The organism is Micromonospora sp. GCM10011542, from assembly GCF_042650685.1.
In the GTDB taxonomy this organism is placed as follows: domain Bacteria; phylum Actinomycetota; class Actinomycetes; order Mycobacteriales; family Micromonosporaceae; genus Micromonospora.
Map to the genome: position 1 here is coordinate 485,281 of NZ_JBHSBO010000058.1, position 25,611 is coordinate 510,891.

At 73.4% G+C, this 25,611-nt stretch carries 26 protein-coding genes; 13 read left to right on the forward strand and 13 right to left on the reverse strand.

The genetic code is table 11. From position 1 onward, the window contains the following. Positions 1 to 40 precede the first annotated feature (40 nt). The 7 genes from ACFOW4_RS23060 to ACFOW4_RS23090 form a co-directional block, all read right to left on the reverse strand. Positions 41 to 310 (reverse strand): DUF1622 domain-containing protein, encoded by a 270-nt coding sequence (locus ACFOW4_RS23060; RefSeq protein ID WP_377531063.1) that lies wholly within the window; start codon positions 308 to 310, stop codon positions 41 to 43. Beyond that, positions 307 to 693, reverse strand: a complete 387-nt coding sequence (locus ACFOW4_RS23065; RefSeq protein WP_377531720.1) for a DUF1622 domain-containing protein — start codon at positions 691 to 693, stop codon at positions 307 to 309. Before ACFOW4_RS23065 ends, ACFOW4_RS23060 begins: the two co-directional genes overlap by 4 nt. 288 nt (positions 694 to 981) lie before the next feature. Next, positions 982 to 3,198 carry a glycoside hydrolase family 27 protein gene (locus ACFOW4_RS23070; RefSeq protein WP_377531065.1) on the reverse strand — a complete coding sequence of 739 codons (2,217 nt, stop codon included), beginning with the start codon at positions 3,196 to 3,198 and terminating at the stop codon, positions 982 to 984. 47 nt (positions 3,199 to 3,245) lie between these two features. Then, the gene (locus ACFOW4_RS23075) at positions 3,246 to 5,339 is read right to left on the reverse strand and encodes an alpha-galactosidase (RefSeq protein ID WP_377531067.1); all 2,094 of its coding nucleotides are present in this window, start codon (positions 5,337 to 5,339) and stop codon (positions 3,246 to 3,248) included. Further along, positions 5,336 to 6,160 (reverse strand): carbohydrate ABC transporter permease, encoded by an 825-nt coding sequence (locus tag ACFOW4_RS23080; protein WP_377531070.1) that lies wholly within the window; start codon positions 6,158 to 6,160, stop codon positions 5,336 to 5,338. Before ACFOW4_RS23080 ends, ACFOW4_RS23075 begins: the two co-directional genes overlap by 4 nt. Beyond that, the gene (locus ACFOW4_RS23085; RefSeq protein WP_377531073.1) at positions 6,157 to 7,080 is read right to left on the reverse strand and encodes a carbohydrate ABC transporter permease; all 924 of its coding nucleotides are present in this window, start codon (positions 7,078 to 7,080) and stop codon (positions 6,157 to 6,159) included. Before ACFOW4_RS23085 ends, ACFOW4_RS23080 begins: the two co-directional genes overlap by 4 nt. Position 7,081: 1 nt before the next feature. After that, entirely contained in the window at positions 7,082 to 8,377 is a 1,296-nt protein-coding gene (locus ACFOW4_RS23090) for an ABC transporter substrate-binding protein (protein ID WP_377531076.1), read from the reverse strand. Positions 8,378 to 8,536: 159 nt separating this feature from the next. Here ACFOW4_RS23090 and ACFOW4_RS23095 point away from each other — a divergent pair, with 159 nt between their 5' ends. The 9 genes from ACFOW4_RS23095 to ACFOW4_RS23135 all read left to right on the forward strand — a co-directional run bounded on the left by ACFOW4_RS23095 (position 8,537) and on the right by ACFOW4_RS23135 (position 16,291). Beyond that, positions 8,537 to 9,283 (forward strand): SDR family NAD(P)-dependent oxidoreductase, encoded by a 747-nt coding sequence (locus ACFOW4_RS23095; protein ID WP_377531079.1) that lies wholly within the window; start codon positions 8,537 to 8,539, stop codon positions 9,281 to 9,283. 37 nt (positions 9,284 to 9,320) lie between these two features. After that, the gene (locus ACFOW4_RS23100; protein ID WP_377531080.1) at positions 9,321 to 10,031 is read left to right on the forward strand and encodes a FadR/GntR family transcriptional regulator; all 711 of its coding nucleotides are present in this window, start codon (positions 9,321 to 9,323) and stop codon (positions 10,029 to 10,031) included. Then, positions 10,028 to 11,173, forward strand: a complete 1,146-nt coding sequence (dgoD, locus tag ACFOW4_RS23105; protein WP_377531083.1) for a galactonate dehydratase — start codon at positions 10,028 to 10,030, stop codon at positions 11,171 to 11,173. Before ACFOW4_RS23100 ends, dgoD begins: the two co-directional genes overlap by 4 nt. Positions 11,174 to 11,220: 47 nt before the next feature. Further along, a complete protein-coding gene (locus tag ACFOW4_RS23110) occupies positions 11,221 to 12,054 on the forward strand; it encodes a hypothetical protein (RefSeq protein WP_377531086.1) in 834 nt (277 codons plus the stop codon). Continuing rightward, positions 12,051 to 12,671 (forward strand): bifunctional 4-hydroxy-2-oxoglutarate aldolase/2-dehydro-3-deoxy-phosphogluconate aldolase, encoded by a 621-nt coding sequence (locus ACFOW4_RS23115; RefSeq protein WP_377531087.1) that lies wholly within the window; start codon positions 12,051 to 12,053, stop codon positions 12,669 to 12,671. The genes ACFOW4_RS23110 and ACFOW4_RS23115 overlap by 4 nt, the downstream gene beginning before the upstream one ends. Then, positions 12,668 to 13,609 (forward strand): sugar kinase, encoded by a 942-nt coding sequence (locus ACFOW4_RS23120; protein WP_377531089.1) that lies wholly within the window; start codon positions 12,668 to 12,670, stop codon positions 13,607 to 13,609. Before ACFOW4_RS23115 ends, ACFOW4_RS23120 begins: the two co-directional genes overlap by 4 nt. Before the next feature lie 82 nt (positions 13,610 to 13,691). Next, entirely contained in the window at positions 13,692 to 14,573 is an 882-nt protein-coding gene (locus ACFOW4_RS23125; RefSeq protein ID WP_377531091.1) for an SMP-30/gluconolactonase/LRE family protein, read from the forward strand. Positions 14,574 to 14,769: 196 nt separating this feature from the next. Further along, a complete protein-coding gene (locus ACFOW4_RS23130; protein ID WP_377531092.1) occupies positions 14,770 to 15,522 on the forward strand; it encodes a GAF and ANTAR domain-containing protein in 753 nt (250 codons plus the stop codon). Between the two features lie 418 nt (positions 15,523 to 15,940). Further along, positions 15,941 to 16,291: an STAS domain-containing protein gene (locus ACFOW4_RS23135; protein ID WP_377531095.1), complete on the forward strand. Its 351-nt coding sequence runs from the start codon at positions 15,941 to 15,943 to the stop codon at positions 16,289 to 16,291. 6 nt (positions 16,292 to 16,297) lie between these two features. Here ACFOW4_RS23135 and ACFOW4_RS23140 read toward each other — a convergent pair whose 3' ends face one another. Together ACFOW4_RS23140 and ACFOW4_RS23145 are read right to left on the reverse strand one after the other, a co-directional pair. Continuing rightward, entirely contained in the window at positions 16,298 to 17,005 is a 708-nt protein-coding gene (locus ACFOW4_RS23140; RefSeq protein WP_377531098.1) for a GAF and ANTAR domain-containing protein, read from the reverse strand. A 234-nt stretch (positions 17,006 to 17,239) separates the two neighbouring features. After that, positions 17,240 to 17,686, reverse strand: coding sequence for an ATP-binding protein (locus ACFOW4_RS23145; RefSeq protein ID WP_377531100.1), 447 nt, complete (start codon positions 17,684 to 17,686; stop codon positions 17,240 to 17,242). A 434-nt stretch (positions 17,687 to 18,120) separates the two neighbouring features. Here ACFOW4_RS23145 and ACFOW4_RS23150 point away from each other — a divergent pair, with 434 nt between their 5' ends. Both ACFOW4_RS23150 and ACFOW4_RS23155 read left to right on the forward strand, forming a co-directional pair. After that, positions 18,121 to 18,846: a GAF and ANTAR domain-containing protein gene (locus ACFOW4_RS23150; protein ID WP_377531101.1), complete on the forward strand. Its 726-nt coding sequence runs from the start codon at positions 18,121 to 18,123 to the stop codon at positions 18,844 to 18,846. 40 nt (positions 18,847 to 18,886) lie between these two features. Beyond that, a complete protein-coding gene (locus ACFOW4_RS23155; RefSeq protein WP_377531103.1) occupies positions 18,887 to 19,411 on the forward strand; it encodes a DUF421 domain-containing protein in 525 nt (174 codons plus the stop codon). A 44-nt stretch (positions 19,412 to 19,455) separates the two neighbouring features. On the opposite strand, the gene ACFOW4_RS23160 is transcribed toward ACFOW4_RS23155, so the two are convergent. Next, positions 19,456 to 20,211: a dienelactone hydrolase family protein gene (locus ACFOW4_RS23160; protein ID WP_377531106.1), complete on the reverse strand. Its 756-nt coding sequence runs from the start codon at positions 20,209 to 20,211 to the stop codon at positions 19,456 to 19,458. A gap of 194 nt (positions 20,212 to 20,405) precedes the next feature. Here ACFOW4_RS23160 and ACFOW4_RS23165 point away from each other — a divergent pair, with 194 nt between their 5' ends. Both ACFOW4_RS23165 and ACFOW4_RS23170 read left to right on the forward strand, forming a co-directional pair. Then, entirely contained in the window at positions 20,406 to 21,338 is a 933-nt protein-coding gene (locus tag ACFOW4_RS23165; RefSeq protein ID WP_377531109.1) for an SDR family oxidoreductase, read from the forward strand. 20 nt (positions 21,339 to 21,358) lie between these two features. Further along, positions 21,359 to 22,192: a helix-turn-helix transcriptional regulator gene (locus ACFOW4_RS23170; RefSeq protein ID WP_377531111.1), complete on the forward strand. Its 834-nt coding sequence runs from the start codon at positions 21,359 to 21,361 to the stop codon at positions 22,190 to 22,192. 39 nt (positions 22,193 to 22,231) lie between these two features. Here ACFOW4_RS23170 and ACFOW4_RS23175 read toward each other — a convergent pair whose 3' ends face one another. Genes ACFOW4_RS23175 through ACFOW4_RS23185 form a run of 3 tightly spaced genes read right to left on the reverse strand, consistent with a single transcriptional unit; the run spans position 22,232 to position 25,452 of the window. Beyond that, on the reverse strand, positions 22,232 to 23,272 hold the full coding sequence (locus ACFOW4_RS23175; RefSeq protein WP_377531114.1) for a TRM11 family SAM-dependent methyltransferase: 1,041 nt from the start codon (positions 23,270 to 23,272) through the stop codon (positions 22,232 to 22,234). A 54-nt stretch (positions 23,273 to 23,326) separates the two neighbouring features. Continuing rightward, entirely contained in the window at positions 23,327 to 24,799 is a 1,473-nt protein-coding gene (locus tag ACFOW4_RS23180; RefSeq protein WP_377531116.1) for a flavin-containing monooxygenase, read from the reverse strand. Continuing rightward, positions 24,796 to 25,452, reverse strand: coding sequence for a TetR/AcrR family transcriptional regulator (locus tag ACFOW4_RS23185; RefSeq protein WP_377531117.1), 657 nt, complete (start codon positions 25,450 to 25,452; stop codon positions 24,796 to 24,798). Before ACFOW4_RS23185 ends, ACFOW4_RS23180 begins: the two co-directional genes overlap by 4 nt. Between the last annotated feature and the right edge of the window lie 159 nt (positions 25,453 to 25,611).

A 25,611-nucleotide genomic window follows, 5' to 3' on the forward strand; every position in this document is an offset into this window, starting at 1 on the left:
CGAGGCTTCCTGGGCCGAACCGTCGGCTGAGCCGGCACGGTCAGGTGTCGGGGGTCGGCGGTCGCCGTGGCGACCGCCGGGACCAGAGCGCCAGGCCGACGATCTGACGTACGGCGATGATCGCCGCCGCGCTGATCAGCTGATCCCAGCCGGGTCGCAGGCTCAGCCGTAGCAGCCCGGCGGCGATCCAGAAGTCGAGTGCCACCATCAGGGCCAGCCGCCCGTCGCGCACGGTGAGCAGGACCAGCCCGCCGGTCAGCAGGCCGGCCAGGACACAGGACAGCGCGGCGTACTCGATGAGGACACTCATCGGCGGTCCCCGCGCGACCGGCCCACCGGCTCCGGCGGTGCACCGGAACGGTCGTCGGTCTGGGCCAGTTCGTCGCGTTGCTGTTTGCTCTCCTTGGCGAGGAAGAAGTTCAACGCGGTCCGGATCGCGGCGATCGCGGCGAGTTCGGCGATCTCGAGCAGGGTCGGCGCGATGGCGGTACGCAGGATGTCCGAGGCAAGCTGGAACTCCAGCCCGAGGGCGAGGAACCGCCCGAGCCGCAGCCGTACCGGAATGAAGCTGCGGGTCCGCCGGTCCCGGAAGCCCACGAGCACGAACTGGCCGAAGGCCAACACGGCGCCGACGAAGATGACCACCGCCCCGGTGGCCTCCACCACCCGGACCAGGACGTCGACGACGTCCATCAGCCAGGCTTGGGGGGGATCGCTCAGGCCCGTCGCGCTGGCCAGGCTCCAGGGCGCTCCGAGCGCACCAAGGTCCAGCACGAAGGGGACGCTACTACCTGCCTGGAATGTCCGTTCGGTTCTCGCGGAAATGCCGCCGTGCCAGGGCGGCCGGGTGGCGCGTTCCACGATGCGGCGCTGGCCACCGGTCCCCGCCAGCAGCGGTGGGACGAGGAGATGGCGCAGTCGCGGGTCGAACCGATGGCGTGCCGCCGGCGGGTGAAACCGCCGGCGACACGCCGCCGTGGATCAGAGAACGATCTGGTGCACCCGGTCGTCGACGCCACGTACCGCCAGCCAGGCGCTGCCGTTGGCGCCGGCCGCGGCACCCGGGGCGCCCCGGAACGCGTCGGTGGCGAACTCGCCCCGACGGAACCAGCCGCCCCACGCCCCGTCGACCAGGTTGCGCTGCCAGAGCCGGTTGTCGGCGGCCAGCGCGAACAGGTAGACCCGACCGGAGGTGGCCAGCAGGGTCGGGCTGCCGCTGGTGGTGCCGCCGAGCGCGGTCCAGGCCGACCAGGTGGCGCCGGTCCGGCTGCGCCACCACACCTCGTCGGTCCGGCTGCGGACCGCGACGTGCAGCACGCCGGCATCGTCGACGACCGCGCTCGGGCGGCCGTGGATCGGCCGGTCGTCCGGCGCGCCGATCCCGGTCCAACCGGTGGACGGGGTCCGTGACCAGAGCTTGCCGTCGGCGCCGCGCGCCACGATCGTCCACTGCGTCGGACTGGTCCACGCCACCGTCGGCGCGTCGGTCACCGTGCCGCCGAGGCTGCTCCACGGCCCCCACGCGCCGGCGACGAGGCTGCGCCGCCACACCGCGTTGTCGCTGCCCCGGACGAAGACGTCGATGCGACCGCCCGCCGACCCGTACGCGGCCGGCTGGCCGACGATCCGGCCGCCGACCGGACCACCGAGCGAGGTCCAACCGGTGCCCCAGGTGGTGCCGGAGCGGGTGTTCATCGCCAGTGCGCCGGAGGCGCTCCGGACGAAGGCGGCGGCGTGCGTGTCGTCCACCCGCACCAGCGCCGGACTTGCGCTGGCCGTGCCGCCGAGGTCGACGCCGGCCACCTGGTCGGTGCCGGTCAGGGCGAGCATGGCCACCCCGTGCGCCGGGACCTGCACGGTGTACGAGCCGGTGAACGGCTGGACGCCGGCGGTGCCGGGGGCGGCGTCGACGTCGGCGCGGGCCCACAGGTCGCGGACCGCGACCGGACCGCCGAGCGCGACGTCGGCGAAGTTCACCGTGATCGCCTGGGCGGTGTCGTGCCGGTTGAGCAGCGCCACGGCCCGACGGCCGGAGCCGGTGAGCACCTTGCTCCAGACCTGCGCGTCGACCCCGGTGTCGGCGACCTTCACGCCCTGCCGGACCAGCGGGTCCTGGTCCACCCCGACGATCTCCGGGTTGGTCAGCGCCGAGATCATCTCGCCGGGCAGGCCGCGCGGGTCGGATCCGATCACCAGCGGCGCGGCCATGATCGCCCACATGCCGAGCTGGGTCCTGGACTCGTCCAGGCTCATCTCGTACCCGCCGGCGGGCAGCGGTCGCATCGGCAGCAGGTAGTCCGGGTCGTTGTAGTGCCCCGGCCCGGTGGCCGCCGGGTGGTACGCGTTGACGTCCATGTTGCGCAGCACCCACGGGAACGCCCACTGCGGGGTGGGATCGGTCAGGTTCACGTCGGTGTAGGTGCGCCACGAGTCGGCGATCGTGGGCGCGTAGGTGTAGCTCCAGGTGGAGAGCTGCTCCGGGGTGTACGGGCCGCCACCCCAGTCGGAGCTGACCGGGTTGCAGATGTTGAGCAGCATCGGCCGGGGCGACCGGCGTACCGCGTCGGCGAGCTGACGGAAGGTGGTCTCCGGGTCGAGGCCGGCGGCCCGCCCGCAGAGCCAGTCGGCCTTGAGCGCGTCGAAGCCCCAGCCGGCGAACTGGTCGACGTCGGCCTGGTAATGGCCGTTGCTGCCGAGCCCGCACTGGCCCGGCAGGTACGGGCCGGCGTCGGTGTAGATGCCGGCCTTCATGCCCTTGGAATGGATGTACGCGGCCAGCGCCGCCATCCCGCCGGGGAACCGGGCCGGATCGGCGACCAGCTGACCGGCGCCGTCGCGGGGGGTGGGCGCCGCCCAGTTCCCGTCGATCCAGACGTAGGTGTAGCCGGCGTCGCGCAGGCCGCTGCTCACCATGAAGTCGGTGACCGAGCGGATCTCCGCCTCGGTGGGGTCGCCGCCGAGACCGAAGTAGGTGTTCCAGCCCTGGTACGGCGTCGGGGCGAGCCCACTGTTGAAGTAGGTGGGGGCGCCCTGGTCCTCGGCCCCGGTGTCGTCCACCCGGCCCGGGCGGGGCCCGGCACCGGGTGTGCCGACGGGTGGGGTTTCGGTGGCAGGTGGGCCGGCCAGCGCCGGCGCGGGGCCGACCAGGCCCAGGCCGAGCACGGCCAGGGTGGCGGTCAGCGGTCGGATCAGGCGCATGGGTACTCCTGTCCCTCGGGGGTGGGGGTGCGGTGGTGCCGCCGGCCTCAGTCGCGGTGCAGCACGATGAGGTCGGCGTCGTGGGTCGGGCTCCAGTGCACCGGCAGGCCGACCGCGGTGAGGTGAGTGCCGGAGTAGTGCCGCTCGCCGTCGGAGTAGCGGGCGGCCGGGTCGAGGCCGCGCAGCGGCAGCCGGACCGGACGCGACGGCAGCAGGCCGGCGCCGTCCAGCCGCCCGGTGTGCCAGGCCAGGACGACCACCCGGCGCTCGTCCGGGGCGGTGTACTGCACCGCGCATCGGGCCTGGTCGGGCCCGCCGATCAGGTGCACCTCGCCGTGCGTGACGACGTCCCGGATCTCCTTGTACCGGGCGATCCAACCGGCCGCCTCGGCCCGCTGTTCCGCGGTCCAGGACCGGATGTCCGCGCCCACGCCGAGCACGCCGGCCATCGCCAGCACGAACCGGAACGCCAGCGAGCGCGGGCGCAGGTCGAACATGCCGGGCGCGTCGGTGACCCAGGAGCTGAGCAGGTGCGGGGCGTTGGCGTGCAGGAAGCCGTACTGGATGGCCAGCCGGTCCAGCGGGCCGGTGTTGTCGCTGGGCCAGAAGACGTCGGCCCGGGCTGCCATCGCCAGGTCGGCGCGCCCACCGCCACCGGCGCACGACTCGATCAGCACCCCCGGGTGGTCGTGGCGCAGCCGCTCGTAGATGCGGTGCAGGTTGGCCACGTGCGCGCCGTCTAGGTCGAGCGGGCCGGCCGCGCCGGGCCGCCCCGGCTCGGTACGCGGGCGGTTGAAGTCCCACTTCAGGTAGTCGATGTCGTACCGGCGCAGCAGACCGTCCACGGTGGAGTGCACGAACTCGGCGACCTCCGGGCGGCCCAGGTCGAGCAGGTACTGGTTGCGTACCGGGGTGAGCGGCCGGCCGTCGACGGCGTAGACCCACTCGGGGTGCTCGGCGTAGAGCCGCGAGCGCGGGTTGACGCACTCCGGCTCGACCCAGAGCCCGAAGTTGAGCCCCAGCGCCCGGACGTCGGCGATGAACGCGTCGAACCCGGCGGGGAACTTGGCCGGGTCGGGCGTCCAGTCGCCCAGCCCGCCAGTGTCGTCGTTGCGGCCGACGAACCAGCCGTCGTCCACCACGAACGTCTCGACACCCAGCTCGGCGGCGATCTCGGCCAGCTCCAGCTGACTCTTCGCCTCGACGGCGAAGTAGGTGGCCTCCCAGGAGTTGTAGAGCACCGGCCGGGGGGTCAGCCGGTCGGCGGCGAGCTGGCGCTGGTGGGTGTGCCAGACCCGGGCCAGCCCGTCCAGGCCGTCGGGGCTGTACGCCCCGGTGACCACCGGCAGGGTCAGTCGGTCGCCGGGACCCAGCTCCAACGGGCCGTCGACCAGCTGTCGGCCGGCCCGGACCCGGGTCAGACCGCCGGTGTCGCGCTCCGCGCCGATCTCCCAGGAACCCGTCCAGGCCACCGCCACACCCCAGGTCGGGCCCGCCGGCTCGGCGGCGTCCCGGACGGCCAGCCACGGTACGTGCAGGTGCCCGGGCACCCCCTGGGCACTGCCGATGGTGAACGCGCCGTGGCCCAACTCGACGTGGGAGAGCTGGAACTCCTGCTCCCACTGCCCCCACTGATGGCTGAGCAGCGCGCCGTGCGGAGTGGGTACGCAGAACCCCGCCGAGCCGGCCCGGACCAGCTTCAGCGGTCCGCTGCCGGCGTTGGTCAGCTCGACCCACCGCTGCACCACGTCGGTGCCGGCGGGCACCCGGTAGTGCACGGTGGCCCGCAGCCCGGTGACCGGGTCGGCGAAGTCGACCGCCAGCTCGCGCCGGTCGGGGTCGGCCACCTCGCCGGTGTACCCCAGGCCCACCCGGCGGTCCCCGGCGGCGGTCTCCACCACCAGGTCGGCGCCGGTGAACGGTCGGTCGGCGTCGGTCGCGTACTCGATCGCCGCGGCGTCGCCGGCGGTGAGGAACGGCACCGGGCCGTCGTAGGCCACCGCCGACGGCCCGTCGGAGACGCCGTGCGGCCCCCAGGCCACCAGCTCCAGCCACCGGCCGTGCGCCGGCACGGCCACCGTGTATTCCGTCTGCGCGCCGCGCAGAGTCCAGCGCCGGCTGGCGCCCGTCAACGTGGTCACTTGACCGCTCCGATCGCCAGGCCTGAAACGAAGTGCCGCTGGAAGCGCAGGAAGACCGCGACGGTCGGGACGGCCGCGATGACCGTGCCCGCGGCGATCACGTTCCAGGAGGAGACGAACTGCCCCTGGAGGCCGAGCAGCGCCGGGGTGACCGGCATGTTGTCGTCGGTACGCAGCACGGTGATCGCCCAGAGCAGGTCGTTGAAGATCCAGGTGAAGGAGAGCGCACCGAGGGCGGCCAGCGCGGGCCGGGTCAGTGGCAGCATGACCCGAGCGAAGATCTGCGCCGGGCCGGCACCGTCGATGGTGGCCGCCTCCTGGATCTCGCCCGGCAGGTCACGCATGAAGCCGTGCAGGACGAAGGTGTAGAAGCCGAGCCCGAAGCCGACCTGCACCGCGATCAGCGCCCAGAGCGTGTCGTAGAGGCCGGTCAGCTCGCTGAACTTGGCCACCGGGATGAGCAGGATCTGCGGTGGCAGGAGGTTGCCCGCGAGCATGAGCAGCAGGATGGTGCGCCGGCCCGGGATCCGGTAGCGGCTGAGCGCGAACGCGGCCACCGCGGCCAGGGCGAGGCTCAGCGCCACCGACGGGATGGTGACCAGCAGGCTGTTGACCAGCGCGCGCAACTCGCCACCGTCGGTCCAGGCCTGACGGTAGGTGTCCAGGGTGAACGACCGGGGCAGGCTGCCGACGCCGTGCGCCGCGATGTCGTCGAAGGACCGGGTGGACATCACCACCACCCACAGCACAGGCGCCAGCCAGAGCAGCGAGAGCAGGATCATGCCGGTGTGGAAGGACCCGGTGCGGAGCTTGGAGATCACGCTTCCTCCCGGAACGCTCGGACGAGGTAGCCGAGGATGACCGCCAGCGCGAGCACGAAGATCACCACGGCGATCGCGGAGGCGTAGCCGAGCCGCAGGCTCTGGAACGCGGTCGAGTACATGTACGTGCTCAGCAGCTCCGACGAGTGGTACGGCCCGCCCTTGGTCAGCGACCAGACGATGTCGAAGGAGCGCAGCGAGTCGATCACGATGACCGAGAGCACCACGGCGTTGACCCCCTTGAGCTGGGGAATGGTCACGTGGCGCAGTCGTTGCCAGGAGTTCGCGCCGTCCATCCGGGCCGCCTCGTGCAACGCCGGGTCGATCGCCTTGAGCCCGGCCAGGTAGAGCACCATGACGTAGCCGATCTGCCGCCACAGCGCGGGCAGGATCACCGCGTACAGCGCGGTCTGCGGGTCGGCGAGCCACGGCCGGATGAGGTGCTCCAGGCCGATGCCGCGCAGGACCGTGTCGGCGATCCCGTCGGGCTGGTAGAAGACCCGCCAGACCAGCGCGGTGACCACCAGCGAGAAGACGACCGGGGTGAACAGTGCGGCGCGGTAGAAGCCGACCCCCCGGCGCTCGCGTTGCAGGACCAGGGCCATGCCGAAGCCGCCCAGCACGGAGAGCCCGCCGAAGAGGACCAGCCAGATCACCGTGTTGAGCAGCGCACCCCGGAAGGTCGCGTCACCGGCCAGCTCGACGTAGTTGTCGACGCCGACGAAGGCCGGCGGCGCCATGCCGTCCCAGCGGGTGAGTGAGAACCAGAAGCCCTGCAGCGCCGGCCAGAACACCCAGATGCTCTCGACCGCGAAGGGCACCAGGACGAACGCCACCAGCAGCGGCGACAGGCCAGCCGACCGTCGCCGCCGCCGGGTGGCGACCGGGGTTGTCGCAGGTGTGGAGATGGTTGCCGTCACGTCAGCCCTTGAAGACCTTCTCGGCGCTGGTCTGCCACTCGCGCAGGATCGCGTCGATCTGGTCCGGCTTGTCGATGAACTTGGTCAGCGCGGTGTCCGCGGTGGGCTGGAGGGCGTCGCTGGAGTCGCGGTTGAAGAACTGGGTCAGCTCCTTGGCCTCGTTCAGCATCGCCTTGCCCTTGACCACCAGTGGCGAGTCGGACGCCTTGGCCTTGGGGTTGGCCGGCAGCACGATGCCGGAGCTGGCCTTGACGTACGCCTCCTGGGCCTCGACCCCGGCCAGGTAGCTGAGCAGGGCCTTGGTGCCGGTCGGGTTGGCGGTCTTCGCGCTGGCGAAGAAGCCGTCGGTCGGCGCCTCCTCGGCCAGCGGCACCGCCGGGTCGATGATCGGGAACCGGAAGAAGTCCAGGTCGCCGAGCGCGTCCTTGGGCGCCGCGTCGGCGAAGAAGGTGCCGATCAGGAACATGCCGGTCTTGCCGGCCAGCAGCGCGGTGGTCGCCTCCTGGAACGGGTACGCCTTGCCCTTGGGGTCGAAGTAGGGCAGGGCCTCGCGCCAGCGGGTGAAGACCGCCTTGACCTTCGGGTCGTCGAAGCGCTGCTTGCCGGCGAGCAGTTCGCGGTGGAACGGGGCGCCGTTGATCCGGATGTTGAGGTAGTCGAACCAGGCGGAGGCCACCCACGGGGTGTCGCCCAGGCCGATGCCGATCGGCGGGATGCCCTTGCTCTTCAGCGTCTGGCACAGGGCCAGGAACTCGGTCCAGGTCTTCGGCTCCTGCACGCCCCACTTGGCGAAGTTGGACTTGCGGTAGAAGAAGCCCCACCAGTAGTTGTTCATCGGCACGAAGACCTGCTTGCCGCTGGCGTCGGTGGAGAGGGTGCGCAGCGACGCGGGGTAGTCGCCGAGCGACTTCCAGACGTCGGAGACGTCCAGCAGCAGGTTGCGGCTGGCGTAGTCGTTGGCCACCGAGCCCGCGTACCAGGTGTAGAGGTCCGGCGGGTTGGCCGAGGTCAGGTAGGTCGGCAGCTGGGTCCGGAAGGTCTCCGAGGCGATGGTGTTGAGGCTCGCCGTGCCCTTGCCCTGCGCGTTGAAGTTGGCGATCAGCTTCTCCATCGCCGCCTTGGCCTGCGGTGAGGAGAGGTTGGACTGGATGGTGACCGCGCCGGAGCCGCTGCCGGTCGCCGGTCCGCTGGCGGAGCTGGCGCAGGCGCTGAGGAACGAGCTGGCGCCGAGCGCACCCAGGCCGGCGAGCCCGAGGTGGCCAAGGAATCGCCGGCGACCGGGGTCGAAGTCGCTCACGAGGGGTGTCCTTCCTCTACGACACGTAGCGTCACGGCGCGATGTGTCTGCCATGTGAATGGTGTGATCAGAAGGTTGCATTGGCTCGCACCGGCTGTCAAGATATCTTCGTAATTAATGATTAGATGAGACCGAGGTCGAGGTCAGGTGGATCAGCCCATGCTCCGGCTCAATGGTAGGAACGCGCTGGTCACCGGCGCGATGGGCGGCATCGGTGCGGCTACCGCCCGGCGGCTCGTCGCCGAGGGCGCGGCGGTGGCACTGGTCGACGTCTGCGATTCCACCCCGCTGGCCGAGGAGCTGACCGCCCAGGGCGGACGCGCACTGTCCGTAGTGGCCGACGTCAGCGACGAAGCCGCCTGGACGGCCGCCGTGGCGGCCACTCGGGAACACCTCGGTCCCGTCGACATCCTGGTCAGCAACGCGTACGCGGTGCAGGTCGCTCCGGCGCACGAGACCAGCCGGCAATCCTGGGACCATCAACTCGGGGTCAGCCTCACCGGCAGCTTCCTCGGCGTCCGCGCCTGCCTGGACGACCTGCGCGAACGCTCCGGCGCGGTGGTGCTGGTCTCCTCGGTGCACGCGCTGGTCGGGCTGCCCGGCCGCCCCGCGTACGCCGCCGCCAAGGGCGGCCTCGTCGCGCTCGGCCGCCAGCTCGCGGTGGAGTACGGCCCCCGGGTGCGGGTCAACACCGTGCTGCCCGGGCCGATCCTCACCGGCGCCTGGGCCGATGTGTCCGAAGAGGACCGTCGGCGCAGCGTCGCGGAGACCGTGGCGGAGCGGTTCGGCACCCCCGACGAGGTGGCCGCCGCTGTGGCCTTCCTCGCCTCACCCGACGCCGCCTTCGTCACCGGGGCGAGCCTGGTGGTGGACGGCGGCTGGACCGCGGTGAAAGCCTCGGCCTGAGAGATCGATCCCGACCAACGAGAAGGCCAGGAGAGCATTGGCACAGTACGCACGCCGCGGCGTCCACGGACAGACCGTCGAGGCCATCGCCCGCCGCATCCTCACCGGCGAGATCGCCGCCGGCGCGACCCTGAACATCGCCGCGTTGCAGGAGGAGTTCGACGTCAGCCTGACCGCGCTGCGCGAGGCGCTGAAGGTGCTCTCGGCCAAGGGCATCGTCGACGCCCGGCAGAAGCGGGGCACGTTCGTCCGTCCGCGTGCCGACTGGAACCTGCTCGACGGCGACGTGATCCGCTGGCAGTTCGCCGAGGGTGCCTCCGAGTACCTGCTCGACCAGTTGCACGAGGTGCGCGGCATCATCGAGCCGGCCGCCGCGCGGCTGGCCGCCACGCGCGCCACCGCGGACGACGTGGCCGCGCTGGACCGGGCACTGGCCGAGATGGCCGAGGCCAACCCGGATCCGTCCGCCGCCGTCGCCGCCGACCTCTCCTTCCACCGCGCGCTGCTCGCCGCCACCCACAACGAGCTGCTGGAGCGGATGGAGGTGGTGATGGAGACCGGTCTCGCCGAGCGCGACCGGCTGGTGCACGGTGGGGCCGCGCACGACGACCCGGTGCCCAGTCACCGTGCGGTGGTCGACGCGATCCGGGCCCGGGACGAGGCGGCGGCCGAGACCGCCATGCGTGAGTTGCTGGACAAGGCCGTCCGCGACGTCGAGAAGGTACGGGGACGAAGGGGCAGTCGGTGAAGATCGAGCGGATCGAGACCTTCCTGGTCACGCCACGGTGGTTGTTCTGCCGGGTGGAGACCGACGACGGGCTCGTCGGGTGGGGCGAACCGGTGGTCGAGGGGCGCGCCGAGGTGGTGCGCAGCGCGGTCGAGGTGCTCTCCGAGTACCTGATCGGTGAGGATCCACTGCGGATCGAGCAGCACTGGCAGGTGCTCACCAAGGGCGGCTTCTACCGTGGCGGTCCGATCCTGTCCAGCGCGGTCGCCGGGCTGGACCAGGCGCTCTGGGACATCGCCGGGCAGGCGTACGGGGCGCCGGTGCACGCGCTGCTCGGCGGGCCGGTACGCGACCGCGTCCGGATCTACTCCTGGATCGGCGGGGACGAGCCCGACGAGGTCGCCGACGCGGCCGCCGCGCAGGTCGCCGCCGGCCTCACCGGGGTCAAGATGAACGCGTGCGGCCGGCTCTCGGCCATCCCCACCTCGGCCGAGGTGGACGCGGTGGTCGGCCGGGTCGCCGCCGCCCGGGAGGTGCTCGGGGACGACCGGGACATCGCGCTGGACTTCCACGGCCGGGCCGGCCTGGCCGCGGTCCGCCGCATCCTGCCCGAGCTGGCCGCTCTGCGGCCGTTCTTCGTGGAGGAGCCGGTCCTCCCGGACCAGGCCCACCACCTGCACGACATCGTCACCAGCACGCCGATCCCGGTGGCCACCGGCGAGCGGCTCTACGGCCGCTCGGAGTTCCTCGCCCCGTTGCAGGCCGGGGTGGCCGTGGTCCAGCCGGACCTGTCCCACGCCGGCGGGATCTCCGAGGTCCGCCGGATCGCCGCGCTGGCCGAGACGTACGGTGCGCTGCTCGCCCCGCACTGCCCGCTCGGCCCGATCTCGCTCGCGGCCAGCCTCCAGGTGGCCTTCGCGACGCCGAACTTCCTGATCCAGGAGCAGAGCATCGGCATCCACTACCACGCCGGCTCGGAGCTGCTGGACTACGTGGTCGATCCCGAGCCGTTCCGCTTCGTCGATGGGCACATCGCCCGGTTCGACAAGCCCGGCCTGGGCATCACCGTGGACGAGGCAGCGGTCCGGGAGGCGGCGCGTACCCCGCACGCCTGGCGCAACCCGGTCTGGCAGCACCGCGACGGGTCGTTCGCCGAATGGTGAGCGCCCCCTCCGGGCCGCGGTCGGTCGAACCTGACGACGCGGATCCGGTGCCGTTGACCGTGGCGTACGACGCGGCGCACGGCGCCCGGTGGACGAGCCTGCGCGGTGGCGCCCGGGAATGGCTGTGGCGCGGGACGGAGCCCGGGCGCCACGAGGTCCGCCCGGACGGCGCCTTCGTCGACGCCGGCGGGCTGGAGGAGTGCCTGCCCACCGTGCGCGGCCGGCCCGACCACGGCGAGGTCTGGTCCCGCCCGTGGCGCAGCACCGGCCCGGGCACCGTGGTCATCGAACGCCCGGCGTTCACCCTGACCCGCCGGATCACCGACTCCGCCGGTGCGGTGGTGGCCGACTACCGGCTGGCCGCCGACCCCGGTCACCGCTTCGTCTGGGCCGCGCACGCGCTGCTCGACCTCTCCCCGGCGGCCCGGCTGGACGCCCCCGGCGGCACTCCGACCCGGCTGCACCCGGAGGCCGCCGCGCTGCTGCCCCCCGGGGCGTGGCCGGCCGGCGATTCCTGGTTGACCGGGCCCTGGCCGGCGCCGGCCGGGCTGACGCTGGACACCCTCGGCCCGGACGACGGGACGGCGCTCGGCGCGGTGCTGCTCGACTGCCCCCGGGTGCGGGTCACCGACGGCGCCGACCGGCTCACCCTGGAGCTGGAGTGTGACGACCAGCCCCGCAGCACCGCGCTCTGGCGCAACCTGGGCGGCTGGCCGGCCGGCAGCCCGTACCGCAGCGTCGGGGTCGAACCGATGCTCGGCGCCGCCTTCGACCTGGCCGACGCCGGCCCGGACGACGCCGCGGTGGTCCCACCCGCCGGCCAGGTCGTCTGGCGGCTCACCATCTCCGCCCACCGCTTCCGAGGAGGACGCCCGCGATGAACCTGCTCGACGAGCTGCGTACCCACCGACTGCTGGCTATCGTGCGCGGTCCCGACCCGGCCGCGGCGCTGGCCGCGGTGCTCACCCTGGCCGACGCCGGCGTGGCGCTGATCGAGGTCTCGCTGACCGGCACGGACGCGCTCGGCACCATCCGCCGGGCCCGGGCCGCCCTCGGGCCGGGCTTCGGTCTCGGCGCCGGCACGGTGCTCAGCGTCGACGACGCCCGGGCGGCGGCCGACGCGGGTGCCACCTTCCTGGTCACCCCGGCGCTGGCGCCGAGCCTCGGCGAGGCCGGCCGCCTGGGCCTGCCGGTGCTCGCCGGCGCGCTGACCCCCACCGAGGTGGTGCAGGCCGGCAGCGGCGGTGCCAGCGCGGTCAAGCTCTTCCCGGCCTCCCTCGGCGGCCCCGACTACCTCGGCGCGCTGCGCGACCCGTTCCCGGAGACCGCCTTCGTGCCGGTCGGCGGCGTCGACGCGGACGGCGCGCGCCGCTACCTGGACCGGGGCGCCGTCGCGGTCGGTGTGGGCTCGCCGCTCCTCGGCGACGCCCTCAAGGGCGGCGATCCGGCCGCGCTGCGGGAGCGGGCCGCGGCCTTCCTGACGGCGGTACGTCCGTGACCGACCTGCTCACCCTCGGCGAGACGATGGCGGCGTTCCGTACCACCGGTCCGCTGCGCCTGGGCGGCACCGCCGGGATCTCCGTCGCCGGGGCCGAATCGACGGTCGCGATCGGGCTGGCCCGGCTCGGTCACTCGGCCGCCTGGGTCGGGGTGACCGGCGCGGACGAGCCGGGCGAGCTGGTCCGCCGCACCCTGCGGGCCGAGGGTGTCGACCTGACCTGGTCCCGGGTGGATCAGGCGGCCCCCACCGGGCTGATCCTCTTCGAGTCCCGGGTGGGCGACATCAACCGGGTCACCTACCACCGCGCCGGTTCGGCCGGCTCCCGACTCGCCCCGGACGACGTCACCGCCGCCTTCGACGCGCCCGGCCCGCCGCCGCGACTGCTGCACGTCACCGGGATCACCTGCGCGCTCGGCGACGGGCCGTACACGGCGGTGGTGACCGCGGTGGAACGGGCCCGCGCCGCCGGCACCACGGTCTGCCTCGACGTCAACCACCGGCGTCGGCTCTGGTCCGTCGCCGAGGCCGCCGCCGCGTTGCGGCCGCTGCTGCCCTCGATCGACCTGGTGGTCGGCTCCGACGACGAGCTGGCCGTGCTCACCGACGCGGTCGACCCGGTCGCCGCGCTCCGTGCGGCCGGCGTGAACGAGGTGGTGGTGAAGCACGGTGCGGGCGGGGCCACCAGCCACGGTGCGACCGGCACGGTGCACCGTCCGGCCCGCGCGGTGCCGGTGGTGGACACCGTCGGCGCCGGCGACGCCTTCGTCGCCGGCCTGCTCTCGGCCTGGCTGGACGGCGCCGACGCGTCCGCCCGGCTGGACCGGGCGGTCACCACCGGCGCGTTCGCCGTCGCCACCCGGGGCGACTGGGAGGGTCTACCCGACCGGGCCGAGCTGAGCCTGCTCGACCAGGGCCCCGGCGGCACGGTGCGCTGACGCACCCCGTGGCCGACGCGGGACCGGGCGCCGCCCGGGGTCGGCGCAGTGGACACCGGCGACCAGGCTTTGGAGGAGAGCGATGGAGCTGACCGAACCGACCGTGTGGAGCGCGGACCGGCTGGAGCTGGGCGAGGGCCTGCGCTGGGTGGACGGCCGACTGATCCTGGTCGACCTGCTGGCCGGGCGGCTGTTGGAGACCACCGGCGACCGCCCCGCGCCGCTGCGGGAGCTGCGCCGGCTGGACGTGCCGCTGGGCGCGGTCGCCCCGGTGGCCGGCCGGCCCGGCGACTGGTTGGCCGCCGCCGGGACCGGGATCGCCCTGCTGCCCGCCGCCGGCGACCGACGCTCCCTCGCCGATCTGGTGGACGAGCAGGCCGAGCCGGCCCGGATGAACGACGCGGTCGCCGACCGGTACGGTCGCTTCTGGGCCGGCAGCATGACGTACGCCGGGGTGCCCGGCCGCGGTGCGCTGTACCGGATGGCCCCGGGTGCGGCGCCGGTCCCGGCGGTAACCGGGTTGACCGTGCCCAACGGTCCGGCGTTCGACGCCGCCGGCACCACCATGTACCTGGCCGACTCTCCGCGCGGGGAGGTCGACCGGTTCACCGTCGACCCGCGCACCGGCGCCCTCGACGGGCGGCAGCCGTTCCTGCGACTGACCCCGGGCGAGGGGGTGCCGGACGGGATGACCGTCGACGCGGCGGGCCACGTCTGGGTCGCCCTGTGGGGTGGCTCGGCGGTGCGCCGGTACCGTCCGGACGGGGTGCTCGACCGGGAGATCCGACTGCCGGCGACGCAGCCGGCCGGTCTCTGCCTCGGCGGCCCCGGCCTGCGCCGGCTCTTCGTCGGCACCGCCCGGCACGCGCTGGACCCGGCGGGCCCGCTGGACGGCGCGCTGCTCGCGGTCGACGTCCCGGTCCCCGGGCTGCCCACCGCGGCCGCCGCTCTCGGCACCGACTGACCGCACCGATCGGGCCGGCCGTCGCGGTCCCTCGGATCAGCCGCCGGAAGGCGCTGGGCGGGCCCGTGGCGGGCGGTTGTCATCGAGCCATCCTGGCTGGCAGGGAGCTCGCCGGGCGGAGATACGATTCTTCACCGGCGGCGGGCGGAAGGCCCGGCCGTGAGGCGATGGGACGGCTCGATGCAGGAGGATGGCGGTGTCTGACGCTGTGCAGTCGCAACTGGCCTCGGCGTACAGCCGACTGTTGACGCTGTTGGCCGATTCATCGGACGTCGACGTGTTCCTCGATGAGATGGTCCGGGTGGCCGCGGAGGTGGTCAGCCCGGCGGTGGCCTGCGGCCTGACCGTCCGTCGGGACAACGGTGCCTTCACCGTGGCCAGCAGCGACGCACTGGCCGCCCGATCCGACGAGATCCAGTACGGCGCGGACGAGGGGCCGTGCCTCGACGCGCTGCGCCTCGGGCACGTCGTCGAGGTCGTGGACCTGAGGGACGACGAGCGCTGGCCCAGTTACCGCGAGCACGCGCTGCGGCACGGCATCCGCGGCTCGCTGTCGCTGCCGTTGACCGTCGATGGTGAGACCGTCGGCGCGTTGAACCTGTACGCCACCCGCCCGCAGGCGTACACCGACGACGCGCGCCGGCACGCGACGGCGTTCGCCGACCAGTGCGCGGCCGCGTTGACGATCATCCTGCGCCAGGCCGACCAGGCACTGCTGCACCAGCAGCTCGCCGACGCGATGGCCTCGCGCAGCGTCATCGACCAGGCGCTGGGCGTGCTGATGGGGCAGCAGCGCTGCACCGCCACGGCCGCCTTCGCCTTCCTGCGGGAGGCGTCGCAGCACCGCAATCGCAAGCTGCGTGACATCGCCGCGGAAGTGATCACGCAGGTGACCGGGGAGTCTCCACACCCGACCCCGGAGTTCGTCGCGCCCCGCCAGCCCTCCTGACGCGGAGCCGACGGCCCCGGAGCCTCCACCCGGTGCCGTCCGGCGACTTGGCCGGTACGGGAGTCCACTGCAGGATGGACGCAGGTACGCGCTGGCGCCCGGGCCCGGCGCGACCCAGGCCGGGACGGTTGAGCACACAGCCGTCCCGGCCGCCTCACATGCTCGGGTGATTCTGAGGAGAACACCCCCGCGGACAGCCCCGGAGCAGCGTCGCGGGTGCACGACCGGACGGATCGGAGTACCGTCGGGTACGGGTCAAGACAGGTGCCCTCCGCTGGGCGTGCCCACCGCAGCAGTCGAGCTGCGACTGGGAACGCGCCTCGAACGTCGCGTCGGAGGCGCCATGTTGATCAATCGGTACCCGTCCGGGTGCCACCGTTCCGACACACCAGCCGCGCGTCACCCGGACCAACCCATCATGCGGCTCGACTCCACCCGCCAGGGCTCGACCAAGCAGCTCAGCGTCGCCGGTAAGGTCGACATGAGCAACGCCCACCTGCTCGTCGAGCAGGTGGAACTGCTGGCCCGCACGCCGCCGCCGCAGATCGCGCTGGACCTGTCGGCAGTCACCTACCTCGGCGCCCACGGCGTCACCGCTCTGCTGCGGGCCCACCACCTGGTGGTGCACCTGGGCGGGCAGCTCACTCTGCGGAACCCGTCGCCGGTCGTCCGGTACATCCTCGGCGTGACCGGGGTACGGCAGGACCTCGGGCTGGCCGACACTTCGACGGCGCCCGAGCGGCAGCCGCGGCCCGGCCAGGCGGCCTGACGGCCCTCAGTTGCCCGGACGGACCCGCCGGACCAGCTCCGCGGCGACGTCGCGGAGCTTCGTGTTCTGTTCCTGTGCCGCCTTCGCCAGCACCGCGAACGCCTCCTCGGCCGTGCAGCGCCGCTGGCCCATGATAATGCCCTTGGCCTGCTCGATGACCGCTCGACTGGCCATCGCGGCGCGCATCTGCCGGGCCAGGGCGGCCGTGCTGTCGTACAGGTGGGCGTTCGCCAGGGCGACGGCGCCGTACGCGGCGAAGGTCTCCGCGAGCCGGGTCGCCTCGGGATCGAAGGAGTGTGGCCGCTCGGCGTAGAGGTTCAGCGCGCCCACCACCGCCTGCTGGATCGGCAGGCCGACCGAGAGCGAGCTGCCCAGGCCGGCGGCGCGGGCCCGCTCGGCCCAATCCGGCCAGCGGTCCTCGGCCGCCGCGTCCGGCACGCTCGCGCTGGTGCCGCTGGCGGCGGCGTCCAGGCAGGGCCCCCGGCCCTGGGCGTACTGCCACTCGTCGAGGTCGCGGGCCAGTTGCCCGGTGTACGCCGCCGTGTGCGCCGCGCCGGCGTGGACCAGGGTCACCGACGCCTCCGCCACGCCGGGGATGGTGCTCTTCGCCAACTCGGCCACCCGGTTCAGCACCTCGTCAAGCCCGACCTCGCCGAGTCTGATCCGGCCGAGTTCGGCGAACGCGTCGGCCGGGTCCAGCGGCGGCTGCGCCATGATGTCGGTCCTTCGGGGGTGGCGCCCGTTCCGATCGCGTGGACGGGTGCGCGAACGGCAGCCCACGATCGCGGACCGCTGCACGGACCCACCGCAACGAATCCGGGACCCACGCCCAACGCCGACGCCGGTTCGCCACGCCGCCGGGGAAGCCGGCGCGGACTACAGGGCCCTCACCCTACGCTCCGACGGCACCGGCGACAGTCCCGCGATCCGACCAGCACCTCCGTGGACTCAGCGTGTCGGCGGCAGCACGGGATCGGCGATCGGCATCTCGCACCAGACGACCTTGCCGGGCGCGCGCGGGTGCCAGCCCCACTTCGCCGCCAGCGTGTCGATCAGGAAGAGACCGCGCCCGCCGAGGGCCTCCAACTCCGGACGGCGCGGCACCGGCGGGGTGGCGCTGGAGTCGGTCACCTCCAGCCGGACCCGGTCGGCATGCAGGCTCAGCTCGAGGCAGACCGGCGGTGGACCGTGCCGCACCGCGTTGGCGATGATCTCGCTGGCCAGCAGCACCATGGTGTCGGCGACCTGCATCGGTACCCGCCACCGCCACAGCTGCTCCTCCACGAAGTGCCGGCCCTGGGCGCAGGCGGTCCCGGCGTTGGGCAGGTCGGAGAGGACCGCGACCTGGACACCCGGCGACGGTCCGGACGGCGGCGGGAGGGAATCTGGCGGCAACGTCGGTCCAGAGGCGGGACACTGCGGTGAGCGGCATGCCTCGACGGCGCCCACCGGTCTGCCGCCAACCGGCGGCACACCCGGCAAGTGTGGCACGGCGGACGAATGAGCGCCGAGGTCGAGGCACCGGCGGCAGGCTCCCGCGCGGGCACCGCGGCGCTCGGTCCGAGCACGTCCCGGCCACCCGGCGGGTCCCGTCGGCGGGACGAAACGACCGCCGCGCCCGTCCTTCGCCGCCACGCCCGATGCGTCGTAGAGTGGTCATCCTGTAGCTGACGCCCCCGCGCGGGGCGTTCGGAGCGAGCGTCAAGCAGCGGCGCCGGTTCCCGATCCACCACCGGATCGGCACAGCGGTTCGCGAACGCGGGCCGCCCGCCACGCGCTGTTGAGCTCCCAGGTCGACGGCGCCGGTTTTCGCAAGGACGTCAGACCGCATGCCGCAGGTACCCCAGGACCTGGCCGAAGCCCTGATCAGGCTCGGCCGGATCAAGCACGACGAGACGGACCTGGACACCGTGCTCACCACCGTCGCCGAGGTCACCAGGGAGACCATCCCCGGCGCCCGGGAGGTCTCGGTGACCCTGGTTCAGGGCAGCGAGGCGTACACCGCCGCGTGCACCGGCGAGCTGGCCCGGACCCTCGACATCTGGCAGTACGAGCACGGCCGGGGCCCCTGCCTGGACGCCGCCACCACCGGTACGGCCATGGTGGTCCCGGACCTGACGACCGAGGAGCGGTGGCCGGAGTGGGCGGCCCGGGCGCACGCCGCCGGTGCGGGCAGCTCGCTCTCCATCGGGTTGCCGATCCAGGAGGCCGTGGTCGGCGCGCTCAACATCTACGCGACCCGGCCGGGGGCGCTGGACCAGGGGGTCGACCTCGCCGGGACGCTCGCCGGGTACGCCGCCATCGCGCTGGCCAACGCCCACCTCTACGAGAGCACCGCCACCCTGGCGCAGCAGATGCAGGCGGCGATGCGCAGCCGCGCGGTGATCGAGCAGGCCAAGGGGATCATCATGGGGCAGCGGCGGTGCACGGCCGACGAGGCGTTCGCCATCCTGGCCCGTGTCTCGCAGGACTCCAACCGCAAGCTGCGCGACGTCGCCGAGTTGCTCGTCGGCCGGACGGTGCACGGCCCGGGCGGCGGCCTACCGCCCGCGTGACCGGCAGGATTGCCGGGTCGAGCGGCGGGTAGCCCGTCGGGTGGCCGACTGGGGGGACCTCTTCGTCCCGGACACCCCACTGCTGGAGATCCTGGTCCGGGGCAGCGTCATGTACCTCGCGCTCTTCGCGCTGCTGCGGGTCATCCTCAAGCGGGAGAGCGGCACCACGGGCGTCACCGACCTGCTGGTCATCGTGCTGCTCGCGGACGCCGCGCAGAACGGCATGTCGGGCGGTTACACCTCGGTCACCGACGGTGTGCTGCTGGTCGGGGTGATCATCGGCTGGTCGTACCTCCTGGACGCCGTCGCCTACCGCTGGCAGGCCGCCGCCCGGCTGATCCGGCCCGGGTCACTGGTGCTGGTGCGGGACGGGCGCATCCTGCGGCGCAACATGCGCCGTGAGCTGATCACCAACGAGGAGTTGCACACCCAGCTACGGGAGCAGGGCATCTCCGATCTCGCGGAGGTCCGCGAGGTGCGAATGGAGGCCGACGGCCGATTCAGCGTCACCACTCGGACACCCGGCCGGTCCCGGGGCGGCCCGGATTCCGCCGGCGCGCTGTGACGACTCGGCCGCCTGGGGCGATCGGCGCGCGTCGCCGACCCGGTTCAGCCCGTGGGCAGCGCCCGGGCCAGCAGGTCGAACAGGGCCGTCCAGTGCCGCTCGGTGGCCCGCTCGTCGTAGGCGGCGGTGTCGGCCACGGTGAAACCGTGCCGGGCGCCCGGGTAGACCTCGGAGCGGTACCGCACGCCGGCCGCGTCGAGCGCCTTCTCCAGCGTGGCGATCTGCTCCAGCGTCATGGACGGGTCCTGGTCGGCGTGCCCGAGGTACAGCTCACCGGTGATCGAGCCGACGCCCAGGTGCGGGCTGTCGGGTGCGTCGGTGACGATCCGACCGCCGTGGAAGCTGGCCGCCGCGGCGATCCGGTCGGGATGTGCCTCGATGGCCCGCAGCGCGTTGGTGCCGCCCATGCAGTAGCCGGTGAGTGCGACCGGGCCGGGCCGGACGTCGTCGCGGGCCGCCAGGAAGTCGAGGTAGGCGGCGGTGTCTCGACTGATCACGTCGGGGGTGAGCGACCCGACCAGCGGCATGATCTGCTCCATGATCGCGCCCCGCTGCTCCGGATCCCCTAGGCGGGACAGGTCGAACAGCGGTGCCCGACCGGCCCGGTGGAACAGGTGCGGCACCAGCACCAGGTAGCCCCGCTCGGCGATCCGCTCGGCCATCTCGACCAGCCGGGGGCGCGGGCCGAAGGCGTCCTGGAAGAGCAGCACCGCCGGCCACGGTCCGTTCCCGTCCGGCCGGACGAGGTACGCGTCGGCGACCCCGTCGCTCGTGGGGATGTCCACCGTCGTCGTCTGCACGGGTCCTCCTCGCGGCAACCGTCATTCGCCCCGAACGCTACCCGCCACGCCCGCACCCCGACGCCGGTCCCGGGACCGGCCGCCGAGCCAGGGACCGCCGATCCCTGGACAAGCTCACCCTGGGCACCGTGCCCGGTCCGGGCCAGGGTTGGCCCCGACCCCACCGAGGAACACCACCGACCAGGGAGTTTGTTGTGCTGAACGTGAACGTACCCGACCTGACCGGGCAGCTCGCCGTGGTGACCGGCGGCAGCGACGGCCTCGGCCTCGGCCTGGCCACCCGGCTCGCCGGCGCCGGCGCCGAGGTGGTGCTCCCGGTGCGCAGCCCGGCCAAGGGCGACGCCGCCCTGGCCCGGATCCGGGCGGCCGTGCCGGGCGCCACCGTGTCGACCCGGGAGCTGGACCTGGCCTCGCTCGACTCGGTGGCCGCGCTCGCGGACACGCTGCACGCCGAGGGCCGGCCGATCCACCTCCTGATCAACAACGCCGGCGTGATGACGCCCCCCACCCGGCACACCACCGCCGACGGCTTCGAGCTCCAGTTCGGCACCAACCACCTCGGTCACCTGGCGCTGACCGGGCGGCTGCTGCCGCTGCTGCGCGCCGGCCGGGCCCGGGTCACCACCATGTCCAGCAGCGCCGCCCGCTGGGGCAAGCTGGACTGGGACGATCTGCAAGCCAGCCGGAAGTACGCGGCGATCCGCGCGTACAACGCCTCGAAGCTGGCCACCCTGCTCTTCGGGCTCGAACTGGACCGGCGCAGTCGGGCCGGCAACTGGGGCATCGTCAGCAATGTCGCCCACCCGGGCACGACCCTCACCAACCTCTACGCCTCCGGCCCGAACCTCGGCCGTGGCCGGCCCTCGCCGAACGAGGCCGTCATGAGGCGGTTGGCCCGCTGGGGCATCCTGGTGCAGTCGGTGGACGCCGGCCTGCTCCCCGCCCTGTACGCGGCCACCAGCCCGCAGGCGCAGGGCGGCCGGTTCTACGGCCCGGACGGGTTCGGGCAGTTCACCGGAAAGCCGACCGAGCTGGCCGTGTACCGCTCGGCCCGCAGCACGGACGACGCCGCCCGACTCTGGGCGGTCTCCGAGCAGCTGGTCGGCGTCACATTCGGTGGCAACTGACCGTGCAGAGGAGATCGCTCATGGACCGCGCGCAGTTCGCCGGCTTCCTCCGCGCCCGGCGGGAGGCCCTGCAACCGGAGGACGTGGGGCTACCTCGCGGACCTCGGCGGCGCACCGGTGGGCTGCGCCGGGAGGAGGTGGCCGCGCTCAGCGACATGTCGACCGACTACTACAGCCGGTTGGAGCAGCAGCGCGGCCCACACCCGTCGGAGCAGATGCTCGCCGCGATCGCCCGGGGCCTGCGCCTGTCGCTGGCCGAGCGCGACCACATCTTCCAGCTCGCCGGGTACGCAACCCCGAAGCGGGCGCTGCGCGCCGAGCACGTCAATCCCGGGATGATGCGGATCCTGGACCGGCTCCGGGACACTCCCGCCCAGGTGGTGAACCTGGTCGGTGAGACCCTGGAGCAGACCGGCCCGGCGATCGCGCTGCTCGGCGACGAGCGCCGGCACACCGGGCTGGCCCGCAGCCTGCACTACCGCTGGTTCACCGACCCTGCGACCCGGTTGATCCACCCGGCCGAGGACCGCGCCGCGCAGAGCCGGCTGATCGTGGCCGACCTGCACGCCACGTACACCCGCGACGGCCGGGGCTCGCGGGCGGCGGAGATCGCCGACGCGCTGCTGGCGGAGAGCCCGGAGTTCGCCGAGCTGTGGAACGAGCACCCGATCGCCGGGCCGTACTGCGCGCCGAAGCGGATCCAGCACCCGGAGCTGGGGCTGTTGGAGCTGCACTGCCAGACGCTGGTCGACCCGGACCACTCGCAGGCCCTGCTGGTCTACACCGCCGCGCCGGGCAGCGAGAGCCAGGAGAAGCTCCAACTCCTCTCCGTCATCGGCAGCCAGCGGCTCTGACCGAAGCCCGCGCTCCTCGGGTGCGGACCGGGTCGCGGGTCAGACCGGGCGGCGGGCCACCAGCACGTCGCGCATGATCGACTGGTCGACCCGGTGCCGCAGGGCGCGGTACGGCTCGTCGTCGACCACGGTCAGCCCGGCGGCGGCCAGCGCCGCCGCCGCGTCCTCGCGGGCCGCGACGTGCGTGTTCCAGGAGATGCCGAGGGCGCCGCCGGGGCGCAGCAGCCGGGCCCAGACCGGCGCGGCCTCCGTGAGCAGCGCCAGCGGGTCCCGCATCAGACCGTGCTCGGCGGTCCGGCTGCCATGCTGTACGCCGTACGGGGCGTCCGCCACCACCAGGTCGACGCTCTCCGGCTTGAAGAACTCGCCGCTGCGGGTGGTGTCGATGTTGACCACGTCCAGCGACTGGAGCCGCCCGGCCTTGTGCTCCTCGCGCGTCGGCGCCATCTCCAGCCGCAGCCGGCGCCCGACCACCTTGTGCTCCCGCCGCACCGGCCCGGACTCCAGCACCCGGTGCTTGATCCGCTTCTGCTTCAGCCAGGTGACGAGGAACGCCTTGTACGCCTCGAAGTCCTTCTGGTCGCGGTCCACCCCGGCGGCGTCGAAGCCGTACATCAGCGCCTGGTTGAGGGTGGTCCCCCGGCCGCAGAGCGGGTCGAGCACCCGGAACCGTCGGCTGGTCAGCTCACCGGCCCAGGCCGACGCGAGCAGCGTGACGTTGAGCAGCAGCTTGGTGAACTGCTCGTTGGTCTTGCCCGGGTACTTCTGGATGGTGAGCAGGTCGTCGTCGTAGCGGTCCAGCCGGCTCCACTCGACCGGGCGCAGCAGCTCGCCGACGAACTCGAACAGCGCGTACCCGCTGGACAGATTGCCCAGCAGCGCCACATCCCGCTCGGTCAGCCCATCGCCGGCGAAGGTCACGTAGGACGCCCCGCCGACGGTGGCGGTGTCCAGTTCACCGATCCGGCCGTCCAGCGCGAAGCGACCGAAGATCTCCAGCTCAGCGACGGTCAGGTCGACGGCGGAGCGGGCGTACACCCGGTTGGCGGCGGGCAGGATGAGCAGGGCATAACGGGTCATGATCGGGCGAGTATTCCACAACCGGCTCCCGTCGCGTCGGGCACCGTGGCGCGGTCAGCGGCCGTAGTCGGCCGGGTTCAGCCGGGCCGTGCGGCGGCGGTACTCGTCGGCCATCCCCGGCCAGTTGGTGACCACCCGGCCGCCGGGGGTGCGGTACCAGCTCTGGCAGGCGGTCCAGACGCTGCCGGCGAGCCGGCCCTGCAGCTCGGTGTCGTACCCGGCGGCCACCTCCGGACGTACCTCGAGCGGCGGGCCGCCGGCCGCCAGCAGGCGCACCGCGTGGGCGATGTGCCGGGCCTGCGCCTCGTGGAAGTAGACCACCGAGGTGTTGCCGGTGTTGGTGTTCGGGCCGTACACCAGGAAGAGGTTGGGAAACCCGGGCACGGCCATGCCGAGATACGCGTACGCGCCGTCGCGCCACTCGTCGGTGAGCTTGCGGCCGGCGCGCCCGGTGACCCGGATCGGGGCCAGGAAGTCGGTGGCCGCGAAGCCGGTGCCGTAGATCAGCACGTCGCAGGGGTGGCTGCGGCCGTCGGCGGTGCGTACCCCGTCCACGGTCACCTCGACGATCTTCTCGGTGACCAGGTCGACGTCGGGTCGGGCGAGGGTGGGCAGCCAGTCGCTGGTGAACAGCACCCGCTTGCAGCCCATCGGCTCGTCCGGCGTCACGCGGGCGCGCAGTTCGGGGTCGCGCACCTGCCACCACCGCTGGCCACGGGACGCGGTACGCAGCACGGCCCCGGCGGCCCGGTTGCCGGTCACCGCCAGCCCGGTGAACACGGTCAGCGCCCAGGACCCGGCCCGGGGCAGCCGCATCAGCGCCGGCACCCGCCGGTACAGCGCGCGGCGCAACCGTCCGTACCGGCGATCCGGCTTCGGCAACGTCCAGGGTGGGGTGCGTTGGAAGACGGTGACCCGCGCGGCCCGGTCCACGATCGCCGGCACCAGCTGCACCGCGCTGGCACCGGTGCCGATCACCCCGACCCGGGCACCGTCCAGCCGGAGCGCCGGGTCCCACCGGGCGGTGTGCAGCGCCGGCCCGGCGAACCGCTCGGCGCCCGGCAGCACCGGGACCACCGGGCGGGAGAGCTGCCCGACGGCCGGCACCAGCACGTCGGCCGTCAACTCCTCGCCGGCCGCGGTGCGCAGCCGCCAGCAGCCCGCGGCTTCGTCCCACTCCGCGTCGGTGACCTCGGTGTTCAACCGGACGCGGTCGGCCAGCCCCAGATCGTCCACGCACCTCCCCAGGTAGGCCAGGATCTCCGCGTGCGGCGGGAAGCGCCGCGACCAGTCCGGGTTGGGCGCGAAGGAGTACGAGTAGAGCGGCGCCGGGATGTCGCAGGCGCACCCGGGGTAGGTGTTGTCCCGCCAGACGCCGCCGACCCGGTCCGCCCGCTCGAGCAGCAGGACCTCGACGTCGTCGGTTCCGCGCAGCGCGGCGGCCACCGCGACGCCGCCGAACCCCGAGCCGATGATCGCCACCCGCACCCGACGCGGCGTGGCGGCGGTTGGTGCGGTGTCCGTCATGGCGCTCCGGCGTCTGTTGCGCGGGCCGGGCCGCTGGCGGCGACGGCCTCCGGGATGACCTGCTCGACGATGGCCAGCAGGGTGGTGGTGAGCAGCAGGTGCACCTGGGCGCGGGTCAGCGCGCCGCGTTGGAGCCATTCCCGGGCCGTCGACGCGGCCAGCCCGCCGTAGGCCCGGACCATCCCGCGCAGTTCCTCGCGGTGTTCCTCGACCCCGGCGAGCCCCACCGCCACCAGCACCCGGTCTGCGGCCACCTCCTCGGCCTCGGCGAGCACCCGCTCGACGTCCGCGTCCCCGCCCATCCCCCGGGCGGTCACCGCCGCCAGCCAGGAGGTGCTGTGCCGGGACACCACGTCGAGGAACCAGGAGACGCTGGCCTCGACCCGACTCCGCAGGTCACCCTTCGGCAGCCGCTCCAGTGCCACCTCCGGGATGGTCACCATGACGCGGACGACCTCCAGGTAGAGGTCCTTCTTGGAGCCGAAGTAGTGGTTGATCAGCCCGCGCGCCACGCCCGCCTCCCGGGCGACGTCGGTGGTCGACACGTCCGGGTAGGGCCTCTCCCCGAACAGCCGGACCGCGCAGGCCAGGATCTGCCCCCGCCGGGCGTCCGGCTCCAACCGGCGGCGGCGCCGCGCCGTCTCGACACTCATTCGACCGACCCTAGCGGCAGGTACGCCGCCACCCGGACCGGCCGCAACGCGGCCGCCCCGCCCCGGAAGCCGGAGCGGACGACCCCGACGTCGCCGTAGGCCATGGCGTACGGTGACACCCTTGTTGTCGCACTGTCAACAACAGTGCGGCGGCGCCGC